This window comes from Aurantibacter sp. UH7, from assembly GCF_056839165.1.
The window spans coordinates 4,212,959-4,225,265 of sequence record NZ_CM166388.1; the positions used below are offsets into that span (position 1 = coordinate 4,212,959).

The following is a 12,307-nucleotide window of genomic DNA, read 5'->3' on the forward strand; positions in this document are numbered from 1 at the left end:
TCATAAAGCCTTTTTAATAGCATATTTGTAAATATTACCGCCTTCATGATGTGAACGCTCATCGGAGATTATTAAAGTGGTGTCATCAGAAAAACAAACGGATTCTAATTGTGTACGAATACCTAAGTCAATTTGACGAATATTTCCTTTTGAAAAGTCATCAAATTCAAAATTCGTAATTAGCCAAACTAAACCGTTACTTAGTACAGCAATAGTTTTACCATCAGAAGAAATATCCGCAGAAGTTACCGAGCAAATATCTTGATCTAAGCATATAATCCATTCTCCTAAAAGATTGGCCTCATATTGGCCTTCCTTATCTGGCACACTATATAGATAGGCTTTTCCATCATATGGGCGACTTCGATTTTTTGTGATGATATATAGTAAACCATTCCAATGAAAAAAGGCCTCTGCATCAAAGTACAATTTTGACTTTTTTGGTGGAAACTTATCCTGATTAGGATAACTAAATTCTATTTTCTCCGCAGTAATTTTGTCTCCTTTTTCCGTTTCAGGATTGGGCAATTTGTAAATAACCAAATCTTTACGGTCACTATTATTATTACCAAAATCACCAATGTAAAGATTCCCTTTTACATCCGTAGTCAAATCTTCCCAATCATGGTTTTTTCCATTTTTAACTTCTAATTCCTTTTTTATATCACCTTTGAAGTCTACTTTATAAATTTTGTCATGATTTCCGCTATCTTCAACAACCCATACAGCTTTTTGGTCATAAGTAGCCATACCTGAGCTTTCTTTCAGACTACTCGGCATGTCTGCAATCACATTCAGTTTACCCGTCTCTTGGCAATTAACTTGCGTTATAATATAAAATACCATTAGAAAGCGCCGAACTAAAATCATACTCATTTAAAATTTAAACAATTAAGTAGTGAAATTTTTCACTCAATCAATATACTCACAGCGTAAATAATCCTATAAGATTTCAGAAAATTAGTAGTAATGTAATACCACTTTATTTTCAATAGTTCAAAGTTATACTTTGTAAATTTGTAGAAGGTTAAAATTAGATTAAAATGAATAGAGAAAAGTTTATGCAAGAAGCTGTGAATGCAGCATTAAAAGGAATGCAAAACAATGAGGGAGGGCCTTTTGGTTGTGTAATTGTTAAAGACGGAGAAATTGTTGGACGTGGAAATAATAAAGTTACATCAACAAACGACCCAACTGCACATGCAGAGGTTACCGCTATTAGAGATGCATGTAAAAATTTAAATTCATTTCAATTAGAAGGATGCGAAATTTATACTTCATGTGAACCTTGTCCTATGTGCTTAGGTGCTATTTATTGGGCAAGACCAGATAAAGTATACTATGGAAGTAACCAAGCAGACGCCGCCAATATTGGTTTTGATGATGCCTTTATCTACAAGGAAATTCCTTTGCCATATGATAAAAGAAGTATCCCTTTTGAGCAATTATTACCTGAAGTAGCCATTAAACCATTTCAAGAATGGACTAAAAAAATAGATAAAACGGTGTATTAGTTTAAAAGCCAAATTGCAAAGATTATGGTAGCTAATTCATCCTTATAAAATTAGAGGAAAAAGGTAATAATTGAAAACAAAACTATTTTAGATTCTCTTTATCTTTATAAGAACATGACACTTCCAAACTTTAAAAAATATCTTATTGAAAAAGGTGGATTATCTGAGGCCGATTATAATCTGGTAGTACCTTTTATTCAAACAAAAAAAGTTAACCAAAACGAATTTCTGTTAGCGCAAGGAGATATTTGCTCGCATTTCTTCTTTGTTGAACAAGGTGTATTGCGTTTTTATGCATTAAATGATGAAGGCAAAGAAAACATATTACAATTTGCCACGGAAAACTGGATTGTAAGTGATCGTGGAAGCGTATTCTATCACGTACCTTCTACTTTTTATATTGACGCAATAGAGGACACTCTAACAGTTATGCTGGATGAGCAATTTGTGAATGAAGTAGCACGAATTAATCCTAATTTCAGAAAGCAAAATGAAATCTTGCTACAAAATCATATTCGTCATTTGTATAATCGTATTAGTTTATTAATAGGCGCATCTGCTAAAGTTCGTTATTTAGACTTCGTAAAGATGTATCCAGATATTATGCTTCGTGTACCACAATGGATGATAGCCTCGTACTTAGGGATAACACCAGAAAGTTTAAGTCGTGTTCGAAAGTCACTTGCTAAGGAAAACTTTAAGGCTTAGAAGAGGAATTCACTTCTTATCATAGGTCAATGCACACCATTTATTGCCGTCGTAGTTTTACAGTATTAAAAGAATCCAAAAAGTGCGTAAATCAATTTTAAAAGACAATATAATGAAAACAAGAAGCATAGAGAGAATAACACCACCAGGAACTCCTCATTTTGTAGGTGATGGTTTTAGAGTCCATAATTTTATACCAGGTACATCATCAATGAAGCGTATGGATCCATTTATTATGATGGATTATAATTCAAAATTTAATTTCCCGCCCACCGATACTCCCAAAGGTGTTGGTGTACATCCGCATCGTGGGTTTGAAACTGTGACTATAGCATATAAAGGCAGGATTGAACATGGTGACAGTGCCGGAGGAGGTGGAATAATCGGAGAAGGTGACGTACAATGGATGACAGCCGCATCTGGTGTATTACATAAAGAATTTCATGAGACGGAATGGAGTAAAAAAGGAGGTGAATTTCAAATGGTGCAATTATGGGTAAACTTACCAGCAAAGGATAAAATGAGTCCTCCAAAATACCAAGCAATTCCTAACCAAGATATACTTAAAATAGTATTACCAGAAGGAAATGGGGAAATTGAAGTTATAGCTGGAGAATATTATGGTAAAAAGGGACCAGCCTCAACCTTTTCTCCTATAAATATGTTTAATGTTCGTCTTAATAAAGGAAAAAAAACTCAATTGAAATTTCCAGTCCACTATACTACAGCCTTAGTAATGGTGGAGGGTGATGCAAGAATTAATGAAAGCGCTGACGCTCCGCAAGACCATTTTGTAATGTTTGGTAATGATGGCGATACATTTACCATTGAGGGAAAAACGGATGCTACTATTTTAGTTCTAAGTGGCGAACCTTTAAACGAACCCATAACGGCCCAAGGTCCTTTTGTTATGAACACAAGAGAAGAATTAATGGAAGCTTTTGAAGATTTTAATACAGGTAAATTTGGGTATTTAGAAGCATAAATAAAATGAAAAAAGCAGCTCTAAACGAGCTGCTTTTTTATTAAACCTTAAACTTAGATTAATTGAATTCCCGAATTTCTACATCTTTATAGTAGATTTCAGCAAATTCTGACTGTAATAAAATTTTACCTTTTTTAAGACTAGCATTGGTTCCATAATTTACTGCCTCTCCATTTACAATGTGTACACAAGTGCCATTAAAAGATAATACTTCAACAGTATTCCATTCGCCTTTGGGGAGTTCATTATCCTTCGATTTTACCATGCTAGAATAATCACGAGGTTCATTTTGTTTGCCATCAACTTCTATTGTACTATGACCAATTAACCAAAAATCTCCAGTGTCACCTTCCTGAATTTGACATTCAACAGAATGGGGCCATATTTTATTTTCTTCATCCTCAGGAATATGGTAACAAATTCCACTATCTCTTTTAACATCTAAACGCGGTGGCCACCGTTGTTCTCCCCATTTAAATTGCAATTTTAAATGATAGTTTTTATATACTTTATCGGTAATAATATACCCCATTTCTTTTCCTACTACTTTTAAGATTCCGTCTTTTACACTAAAGATATTCTCAGGGTCATTATTTAAACCTTTCGTTTCTAAAAATTTATCCCATCCCTTAAAATCGTTAGGTTGTAACAAAACGGTAAAAAGTGAATTCGTTTCAACTGGAGTTACATTTTCAACTAGGAACACATAATCTTGGTAATCTCCATTAGCAGCCTCTTCATAACAAACCAAATAGGAGTTTTTAATAAGTTCACCTTTTTTATTCTTAACAGGATATATTCTGGTAGCATGTGATGCTCGATCTGGAAAATTAATCATATTCCAGATGTCTTCAGAAAAACTATTGTGCGTGTGACTCACCACATAAAATCCAAAAGTTTCATCTTTAGGGTCAAAAGCATTTGTCCCTGATTCCAATTTAGGATACAAAGCTTGGTGCTCATGAAAAACTTCACTATTCGCTAATATTCCAACTTGTTTTAATTCTGGTCCTTCTGCAGCTGGTAAATAATAACCAAACGGAATTATGGAAGGAGGGGAGTATCGAGCAATTGGTGTCATTGTAACAGCACCAGCCGTAGCTTTTTTAAAGAGTGATGCTTCAATTTCTTCACCTTGCAACTCTGGTTTAGTATGGTGCGGTAAAGTTGTCCAGCCTACATCAGTCCCAATATCCAATACATCTAGAATACTTGCTAAAGTTGCTTCATTTTCACCTTCCAAGGCAGGAATTCCCATTCCTCGCAGTTGAACTTCAAAAGATTTTATTCCCTTTCCGCTAATCTTTAAAGAAGCTTTAGAAATTCCATTGGCTTCTATAGCTGGTTCGAATCTAAATTTTATAATCGAATTTCCCGCATTTTTACAACTACCCATTGTGGTAGCCAGGTGTTTAAAATTAGAAGCTTGTGCTCCAACAATTTTAATTTTAATGGCGCTCGGCTGATCAGAATCAACAATAATGGAATCCGTTTTACTGGTTTTTCCTTGTACTGATGAGAAGTAATAATCCTCTTGAGCATTGAGGTTTATTGAAATTAAACTTACTATTAAAAATAAGAAACTGGTTTTCATAAAGTTGAGTGGTTTATTAATACGGAAATATAGGTAACTTTTTAGAATTCGGTCATTAGTATTACCTTTGTAATTGCGTTATTTGCCTATTATATGCTTTTAGTAAAGAGCGTGAATAAAAGCCCGAGAAATGCGGAGAATCCCTCGAGAAATAGAGTTAAAGAAATCTTTTATTTATGTTGTTTTTTTAGGTTTATTGTTTACAGATTGTACATCAACCAAAAAAAGTGCTGCGCATACAAGGGCCTTAGAAGCAAATCAAAATACTGCACAAGAACATAGCATAAAGGGTACTACAGCAACTGCAATAAAAGATTATCGTTTTGAAAATCATGTTAGTATTCATCAAAAACCAACATTAGAAATAGCAATAATACCTGGTATTCTAGATACTTTATCACGAATTAATAAGCAAAGGGAGGAGGAAAAAATTCTTTTAAAGGCAATTTCATTTCCTGAGTTCGCCAATCCAAATATTTTAAATGTAAAAAGTCCGGTAGCAGATAAAATTGTAGAAAATTATCTTAAGAGTGAAAATAAGATACCAGGAGGACATTGTTTATCAATAAGCAAAAGCCGTTTTGAACAGGCTTACAAAGAAGTCCATGGTCATTTACCTTACCAAGATTTACCAGCCAGAATGGCCACAAAATACTATACACCAAAACAAGCTTTTAATTCACTTTATGCTTCCGCTTCAGACCTTAAACCGGAATGGAAAAGTCTACCAATAGATTATAGAGGCAAAGGTAATGCTGGCGCTATTGCTTATGCCGGTATGGGTACTTTGATTGATGCTTCAGGAATTTGGAGTGGTCGGTTAAGACCAGGGGCACTCCTCCAAGTTTGGTGGGAAAAAGGCGATTACGAACAAGTAGTACAAGGAGTAAATGTTGCCGAGCTAGATCCTTACGGACATTCATTTATTTTTATCAGTTATGTACGTGATGATAAGAATGCAATAATTGGAATTGAAATCGCAGATCAAGGTTTTCAAAGTTACAGACCTTTGGCACAAAGAGATTATCAAGTTTGGTGGGCAGTTAATCTAAGTATCTAGTAAATTATCTACAATACATTAAATAATTAACTTATTTATTGTAATTTACTTATAACTAAAGCGTTATAAATAAAGAGTCCAATTCCTATAACTACAAAAGAATATGTTATTTATATCATTACTACTTTCTTTGGGATTCAATAGTGATATTCCACCCAATATGGATGTGATATCGACCAATACTTTTATTGCTAAAAAGCCAATGCCTATTGCCAAAACTTACATTTTTAAGGAACGGAAAACACCATCGGATAGTATTGCAAATGCTTATTCTAGCACCAAAATAGATGCTAATCAACTACGATTAAAATTAAAAGTGGACCTACAATCAGGAACTATTTCTTTAGATAAAATTAAAGCAGCTTTTACCAATCAATTAGTAGATAAAATTATACCGCATTGGTATGGCACTCCATGGAGTTTTGGAGGACATACTGCTGTGCCTAATCGGGGTAAAATAGCATGTGGTTATTTTATATCAACCACTTTACGTGATATGGGTATTAATATTAATCGCTATAAATTGGCTCAAAAATCTCCGCTCGATGAGGCTAAAATGATTAGTTGTGGTGCAGTAATCAACAAAGTTGAGCACGATTCTTCCGCGAAAGCCTTAAAAGAAATTGACAGCATAACTACAGAAGGACTATATTTTATAGGATTTGACAAGGGGCATGTGGGTTATCTCTTAAAGAGAGAAGGTGAATTATTTTTAATACATTCCAACTATTTTTCTCCTGTTTCAGTTTGTATTGAAAAGTTAAAAGAATCGAGAGTTTTTAAGCGTTTTACTAAGTTTCATCTGGTAAGTATTTCTCATAACGAAACACTTATGCACCGCTGGTTAAATCAAGGAAAAGTGCATTAATCTGAATTTCAAAAATGAGCTTTTTTTAGAACATAAAAACCCAAAGGTTTATTTCAAATCTTAAGCTAGGCACTCTTCACATTTACCCTGAATTAATAACTGAGAAAATTCTATTTTCCTATTTGGTATTTTTGGTAACGCAACACTAACGGTTAAACAATCTACCCTTCCACAGCTAAGACATTGAAAATGAGGGTGTAAATCCTTATGTTCAGCTGCCGTACACCCATTACATTTTGCATACCATTTATGGCCTTCTTTACCCAGAAAAGAATGTAGAACACCGTCGTCCTCCAACTTATCTAGTACACGATAAATTGTAGTTTTATTGAACGTACTACCTAGTTGTTCAATTAGTTTTTTTGCAGAAATAGCTACCGTGCTATTGCTGAACTCACTAAGTAATACCTCTACAGCCTTGGTTTTCCTAATCACACCCATAAAACAAAGATAACGCAACTCTGTTGCAATAACAAATATTATAATTACATTTGCAACTCAGTTGTAATAACGTTAATAATAATGATTTTAATAAAACAAAAATCCGATATTTTAGGAAGCTTTGCAAGTTCCTTGTGTTTAGTTCATTGTATTGCCACTCCTTTTCTTTTTATGGCCCAGGCGGGTTCATTAACGTGCTGTGACGGTCCGCCTATGTGGTGGAAGTTTATGGATTATTTTTTCTTAGCTATTTCTTTTATGGCAATTTATTGGACTACTAAAACAACTACTATTAAATGGATAACATCTGCACTTTGGCTAAGTTGGTCCATTTTAGCAGCAATAATATTAAATGAAAAATTAGAATTAGTTCATTTACCTGAAGCCGTTATCTATGTACCAGCCATTGCTTTGGTAGGGCTGCACTTATACAACGGAAAACACTGTAAATGTGCTACTAATAAATGTTGTGTAAATGAAGGATAAGGAACAAATAGAAATTAATGGGGATAACCATTTTTCCTCAAGCATAGAAACTCCTTTGAGACCTAATGCTTTTGATAAAAGTGATAATGAGAAAATAGAAAGTATTCAGCGTCATTTTTCTAAAATAATGGAAGAGTTAGGTTTAGATTTAACAGATGATAGTTTATCTGGCACCCCTTATCGTGTTGCCAAAATGTATGTAAAGGAGCTGTTTTACGGATTAAATCCTGTGAATAAACCAAAACTTTCAACATTTAAAAATAAATACGGATATAAAAAAATGTTGATAGAACAGCATATCAATATTGATTCTGCTTGTGAGCATCATTTTCTACCAATAGTTGGACATGCTCATGTAGCATATATCCCTAAGGATAAGGTTATTGGGTTATCGAAGATAAATCGTTTAGTAGACTATTATGCACGCCGTCCACAAGTTCAAGAACGATTGGTGCTTCAAATATTAAATGATTTACAAGAAGTTTTGGATACTAAAGATGTTATAGTATCTGTTACAGCAAAACACCTTTGTGTTTCCTCTAGAGGAATTAAAGACCAAAGCAGTTTTACCACCACGTTGGAATATGGTGGAAGTTTTTCCAAACCTGAGCTACGTAATGAGTTCTTGAAAATTATCGGACAAGAAAAGTTGTAAAGTTATCCTGAAAAATAAGATTGTAGGTAAAAATGTATTATGGAAGCAATTATTACGGTAGTTGGTTTTTTAGGTGCGGGAAAAACTACCTTGTTAAAATTCCTAATCAATAGCTATATTAACAAAGGTTGGGACCCCTATATTATTCTAAATGATTATGAGAATGCCCATATTGACGCGCAACAGTTAACAAATATAGTTGAGTTAAAGGCCATTAAAGCACTTAGCGGTAGTTGTATTTGTTGTAGCGGCATCATGGAACTTAGATATACGGTAAATAAAATCCCAGAACGAAAAAATGGAATTACTTTAATTGAAGCAAACGGAACTTCTGATGCGTGCTCCTTAATGGAGTTTCTTGGCGTTGGACTCAGTGATAGATATTTACCTCCAATCCAAATATCTGTGGTTGATGTTAAAAATTGGCAAAATAGGGCGAAGCATAATGAATTAGAAACCAATCAAATTCAGGTTTCTTCGCTTCTCGTATTAACACATGTAGAAAAGACAACAAAAAGTAGACAAGCAATAGTAATTATGGAATTGCAAGCACTAAACCCTATAGCCAAAATTGTAACCATGGATGAATTAGACGTTTCTCTGCTTCCTGAACTTTTACCCATAATTAGTACTGCTGAAAAAATGGAGCATCAAAAAGCTCATTGGCTTCATGTTCTACAGATTTACCTTCTTTACCTCATATTAATTGCATTGATGAAATTTGCAACCAACTTCCTAAAAGCATTTTAAGAGTAAAAGGATGCACTAAAATTGGGGACCAAGAAAATCACACGTATTTTGAAAGAACACCAGATGGTGAAGTGTTTGTAAGGCCATTTAGAGGAATACCAATTACAGGGTCAAAACTATTAACCATAGGACCAGGAAGTGAACCTTATGTATTAGAAAAAGCAATTCAATTCAGTCTTAAATTATGAATATATTAAAAACATATTTATACTCAGATATCCGTCTTACTTAGTCTAACTAAATTTCTTTTCATAAATAATTTCTTACTTTTTTATACTAAAAGTAATTTGACTTAAATAACTATTGCAACTCAGTTGCGTTATAAACAAAAAGGTAATATATTCGCGCTATATTTTTCATTTTAATGAAGCTTAGTCCAATAAAAAGAAATATTACTTATTTTTTTCTTGTTCTTTTTCTAACTACGAAAATGGCAGGTCTTCATGCTATGTCGCATACAGATGATGAGAATGAGAAGGAATCATGTGCTATTTGTGACCATGCTATTACAAACAATTTAACGCCGACAATTAATTCGGATATAATTGATTTTGAAATTGAAAACATTCGTCTATTTATTGAACGTGCCATAACTAATTCATACGCTTATATAGTTTCTCATACAGTATTAGCAAGAGAACTCTTTTCTAGACCTCCTCCTTTTTCACTTTAAGTTTTCTATACATTTTCTACAATGCAGATTGAATCAGAAATAACTCCATAATCATTAATATTAAGGGAGATAGAATTTCTATTTATTCTCAACATCTATGAATGTATGGCCATTGTCTTAATTCTTAGTAAAGAATAACAATTCAATTCTTATTAGTGTATCCAATATGTTTCATAAAATAATAAACATAGGACTATTTTTTAGTCTGTGTTCAACAGTGTTTGCACAAGATTCTTTTCAAATAAAAGGGTCTGTAATACATGCGAAAGACTTATCACCCGCTGTTGGTGCAACAATCGTAGGGGAAAAGATGCATTCCGTTTCATCGGATACTGGTGCTTTTACCATAAATAACGTGGCTAAAGGAACATACACATTTACTGTATCTCATATTGGTTGTAAACCTAAAACTATAAGTGTTGACGTTGGACCAAATATGGAAGGTGTCAAGGTTTATATAAATGAAGCGGCTACTGTTCTAGATGAAGTAAAGGTTAACGGAAAAACAAAAAAAAGAGAAATCAAGGAAACCCCAGTGGTTACGCATACGGTTTCCGAAGAATTTCTCAATAGTAATCGGGAAAATAGTTTAATGCAGACCTTGAGTAAAATTCCCGGAGTTAGCACTATTAATATAGGATCCGGGCAATCCAAGCCTGTTATTAGAGGTCTAGGGTTTAATAGAGTAGCAGTGGTTCAAAACGGTATAAAGCACGAAGCACAACAATGGGGAAATGACCACGGACTAGAAATAGATCAGCATGGTATTGAAAACATCCAGATCATAAAAGGTCCGGCTTCTTTATTATACGGTTCCGATGCTATTGCAGGTGTCGTAGATATACAGCCCAATAAAATTCCATTCCCCAATTCTTTTGGTGGGGAAGTAAATATTATAGGAGAAAGCAACAATGACTTATTGGGTGTTTCAGCTGGTATTTCGTCTAGAAAGGATAAATGGTTTTATCGAGGCCGACTAACGTATAGGGACTATGGGGACTATAAAGTACCAGCAGATAGAATAAATTATGAGAATTATGTTTTTGAATTAGATGATAACAATTTAAGAAATACAGCCGGAAATGAAGCTGATGCTAGTTTAAGTATTGGTTATGTTTCAGAAGGAATAAAATCAGAAACCGTATTTAGTAATGTAAATGCCAAAAATGGGTTCTTCGCTAACGCCCATGGTTTAGAGGTACGAACTTCTAGTATAGATTATGACAGTTCAAATAAAGATGTTGATCTTCCATATCATAAGGTAAATCACTTCAAAATAACTAACAATACAATTATAAGTGCTGGGGACCATATATTACATATTGACTTCGGATACCAGAACAATAACAGGGAAGAACATTCAGAACCGGTTCCTCACGGGTATATGCCAACCCCACCAGATACCAAAGAAAGATTGTTTATAAAAAACACCTATTCGTTAAATTTTCGAGATGCGTTTAAACCGAATGACCAACATGATATAATTGTTGGTTTAAATACAGAATACCAAAATAATAATATTGGTGGATGGGGATTTTTAATTCCAGAATACAACCGATTTACGGCTGGTATATTTGGTTATGACCAATTCAAAATCAACACTAATTTACATGTTTTAGCTGGTGTACGTTACGATTTTGGATTGGTTGATACCAAGGCGTATTATGATTGGTATCCTTCTACAATAAACAATAATGATGGTTCTACATCAAATATAAAACTACAAAGGTCTAAAAACAAAAACGTAGATTTTGGTAGCCTCAGTGCTTCTTTAGGTTTGAGTTACATCGAAAATAAAACCAGTTACAAAATAAATGTTGGTAGAAGTTTTAGGATGCCATTAGCTAACGAATTGGCATCTGACGGAGTAAACTATCACATGTACCGTTATGAAAAAGGAAATCTAGACTTAGACCCAGAAATATCGTATCAGCTAGATTTATCCGTAGATCACACTGAAAAATCTTTTAGTGTTGGTGTTAGTCCGTTTGTAAATATTTTTCAAAATTTTATTTACCTAAACCCAACCTCAAGCTATTATGAAACCATACAAATTTACGAGTATACCCAAGCAGAGGTTTTTAGAATAGGAGGTGAGTTTAATGCAAGCACTACAATTACTAAAAACTTACAATTGGATGCATCCTTGGAATATGTGTACTCGGAACAAACCAGTGGCGCTAAAGAAGGTTTTACATTACCATTTTCTCCGCCATTATCTGGATTGTTTTCTGCAAAGTATGAGTTTAATAAACTTTTATTTTTTAAAAAGCCCCAAGTAATAGCAGATTTTAGAATTACCGCTGCTCAAGAAGACATTGTGCCCCCTGAAGAAAAAACGGAAGGTTACCAAGTATTAAACATGTCTTTTTTAGCAGAAACAAATGTGTTTAAAAATAATTTACCACTAAAAATTCGTGCAAAATTAAATAACGTATTCGACACTAAATATTTTAATCATACCAGTTTTTACAGACTAATAGACGTTCCAGAACCTGGTAGAAATATCTCATTATCCGTAACAGTACCTTTTTAAATAATTAGTAACAAGTAATCAAATTAAAATTAAACAC

At 33.7% G+C, this 12,307-nt stretch carries 13 protein-coding genes; 10 read left to right on the top strand and 3 right to left on the bottom strand.

What is annotated here, in order from left to right:
- Entirely contained in the window at positions 1-870 is an 870-nt protein-coding gene (locus UH7x_RS17865; RefSeq protein WP_482361286.1) for a hypothetical protein, read from the bottom strand.
- Positions 871-1,043: 173 nt separating this feature from the next.
- Here UH7x_RS17865 and UH7x_RS17870 point away from each other — a divergent pair, with 173 nt between their 5' ends.
- The 3 genes from UH7x_RS17870 (at position 1,044) to UH7x_RS17880 (ending at position 3,207) form a co-directional block, all read left to right on the top strand.
- On the top strand, positions 1,044-1,514 hold the full coding sequence (locus UH7x_RS17870; RefSeq protein WP_482361287.1) for a nucleoside deaminase: 471 nt from the start codon (positions 1,044-1,046) through the stop codon (positions 1,512-1,514).
- A gap of 114 nt (positions 1,515-1,628) precedes the next feature.
- Positions 1,629-2,222, top strand: a complete 594-nt coding sequence (locus UH7x_RS17875) for a Crp/Fnr family transcriptional regulator (RefSeq protein ID WP_482361288.1) — start codon at positions 1,629-1,631, stop codon at positions 2,220-2,222.
- 112 nt (positions 2,223-2,334) lie between these two features.
- A complete protein-coding gene (locus UH7x_RS17880; protein WP_482361289.1) occupies positions 2,335-3,207 on the top strand; it encodes a pirin family protein in 873 nt (290 codons plus the stop codon).
- Between the two features lie 58 nt (positions 3,208-3,265).
- Here UH7x_RS17880 and UH7x_RS17885 read toward each other — a convergent pair whose 3' ends face one another.
- The gene (locus tag UH7x_RS17885) at positions 3,266-4,801 is read right to left on the bottom strand and encodes a 3-keto-disaccharide hydrolase (protein ID WP_482361290.1); all 1,536 of its coding nucleotides are present in this window, start codon (positions 4,799-4,801) and stop codon (positions 3,266-3,268) included.
- A gap of 130 nt (positions 4,802-4,931) precedes the next feature.
- Between UH7x_RS17885 and UH7x_RS17890 the strand changes: the two genes are divergently transcribed.
- On the top strand, positions 4,932-5,861 hold the full coding sequence (locus tag UH7x_RS17890) for a hypothetical protein (protein WP_482361291.1): 930 nt from the start codon (positions 4,932-4,934) through the stop codon (positions 5,859-5,861).
- A gap of 103 nt (positions 5,862-5,964) precedes the next feature.
- A complete protein-coding gene (locus tag UH7x_RS17895; RefSeq protein ID WP_482361292.1) occupies positions 5,965-6,729 on the top strand; it encodes a hypothetical protein in 765 nt (254 codons plus the stop codon).
- A gap of 60 nt (positions 6,730-6,789) precedes the next feature.
- Here the strand turns inward: UH7x_RS17895 and UH7x_RS17900 are convergent, their stop codons facing one another.
- The gene (locus UH7x_RS17900; protein ID WP_482361293.1) at positions 6,790-7,170 is read right to left on the bottom strand and encodes a Fur family transcriptional regulator; all 381 of its coding nucleotides are present in this window, start codon (positions 7,168-7,170) and stop codon (positions 6,790-6,792) included.
- A gap of 81 nt (positions 7,171-7,251) precedes the next feature.
- On the opposite strand from UH7x_RS17900, the gene UH7x_RS17905 reads away from it, so the two are divergent.
- From UH7x_RS17905 to UH7x_RS17925, 5 genes are all read left to right on the top strand, one after another.
- Positions 7,252-7,656, top strand: coding sequence for a MerC domain-containing protein (locus UH7x_RS17905; RefSeq protein WP_482361294.1), 405 nt, complete (start codon positions 7,252-7,254; stop codon positions 7,654-7,656).
- Positions 7,646-8,311 carry a GTP cyclohydrolase I FolE gene (folE, locus tag UH7x_RS17910; protein WP_482361295.1) on the top strand — a complete coding sequence of 222 codons (666 nt, stop codon included), beginning with the start codon at positions 7,646-7,648 and terminating at the stop codon, positions 8,309-8,311. The genes UH7x_RS17905 and folE overlap by 11 nt, the downstream gene beginning before the upstream one ends.
- A gap of 39 nt (positions 8,312-8,350) precedes the next feature.
- The gene (locus UH7x_RS17915; protein ID WP_482361296.1) at positions 8,351-9,061 is read left to right on the top strand and encodes a GTP-binding protein; all 711 of its coding nucleotides are present in this window, start codon (positions 8,351-8,353) and stop codon (positions 9,059-9,061) included.
- A 430-nt stretch (positions 9,062-9,491) separates the two neighbouring features.
- Positions 9,492-9,734 carry a hypothetical protein gene (locus UH7x_RS17920; protein ID WP_482361297.1) on the top strand — a complete coding sequence of 81 codons (243 nt, stop codon included), beginning with the start codon at positions 9,492-9,494 and terminating at the stop codon, positions 9,732-9,734.
- 217 nt (positions 9,735-9,951) lie between these two features.
- Positions 9,952-12,270 carry a TonB-dependent receptor gene (locus UH7x_RS17925; protein WP_482361298.1) on the top strand — a complete coding sequence of 773 codons (2,319 nt, stop codon included), beginning with the start codon at positions 9,952-9,954 and terminating at the stop codon, positions 12,268-12,270.
- Positions 12,271-12,307: the final 37 nt, after the last annotated feature.

Excerpts from the sequence above, each read along its gene's own strand:
- UH7x_RS17865 (WP_482361286.1), bottom strand. The coding sequence starts at position 870 with ATGATTTTAGTTCGGCGCTTTCTAATGGTATTTTATATTATAACGCAA.
- UH7x_RS17870 (WP_482361287.1), top strand. The coding sequence starts at position 1,044 with ATGAATAGAGAAAAGTTTATGCAAGAAGCTGTGAATGCAGCATTAAAA.
- UH7x_RS17875 (WP_482361288.1), top strand. The coding sequence starts at position 1,629 with ATGACACTTCCAAACTTTAAAAAATATCTTATTGAAAAAGGTGGATTA.
- UH7x_RS17880 (WP_482361289.1), top strand. The coding sequence starts at position 2,335 with ATGAAAACAAGAAGCATAGAGAGAATAACACCACCAGGAACTCCTCAT.
- UH7x_RS17885 (WP_482361290.1), bottom strand. The coding sequence starts at position 4,801 with ATGAAAACCAGTTTCTTATTTTTAATAGTAAGTTTAATTTCAATAAAC.
- UH7x_RS17890 (WP_482361291.1), top strand. The coding sequence starts at position 4,932 with ATGCGGAGAATCCCTCGAGAAATAGAGTTAAAGAAATCTTTTATTTAT.
- UH7x_RS17895 (WP_482361292.1), top strand. The coding sequence starts at position 5,965 with ATGTTATTTATATCATTACTACTTTCTTTGGGATTCAATAGTGATATT.
- UH7x_RS17900 (WP_482361293.1), bottom strand. The coding sequence starts at position 7,170 with ATGGGTGTGATTAGGAAAACCAAGGCTGTAGAGGTATTACTTAGTGAG.
- UH7x_RS17905 (WP_482361294.1), top strand. The coding sequence starts at position 7,252 with ATGATTTTAATAAAACAAAAATCCGATATTTTAGGAAGCTTTGCAAGT.
- folE (WP_482361295.1), top strand. The coding sequence starts at position 7,646 with ATGAAGGATAAGGAACAAATAGAAATTAATGGGGATAACCATTTTTCC.
- UH7x_RS17915 (WP_482361296.1), top strand. The coding sequence starts at position 8,351 with ATGGAAGCAATTATTACGGTAGTTGGTTTTTTAGGTGCGGGAAAAACT.
- UH7x_RS17920 (WP_482361297.1), top strand. The coding sequence starts at position 9,492 with ATGGCAGGTCTTCATGCTATGTCGCATACAGATGATGAGAATGAGAAG.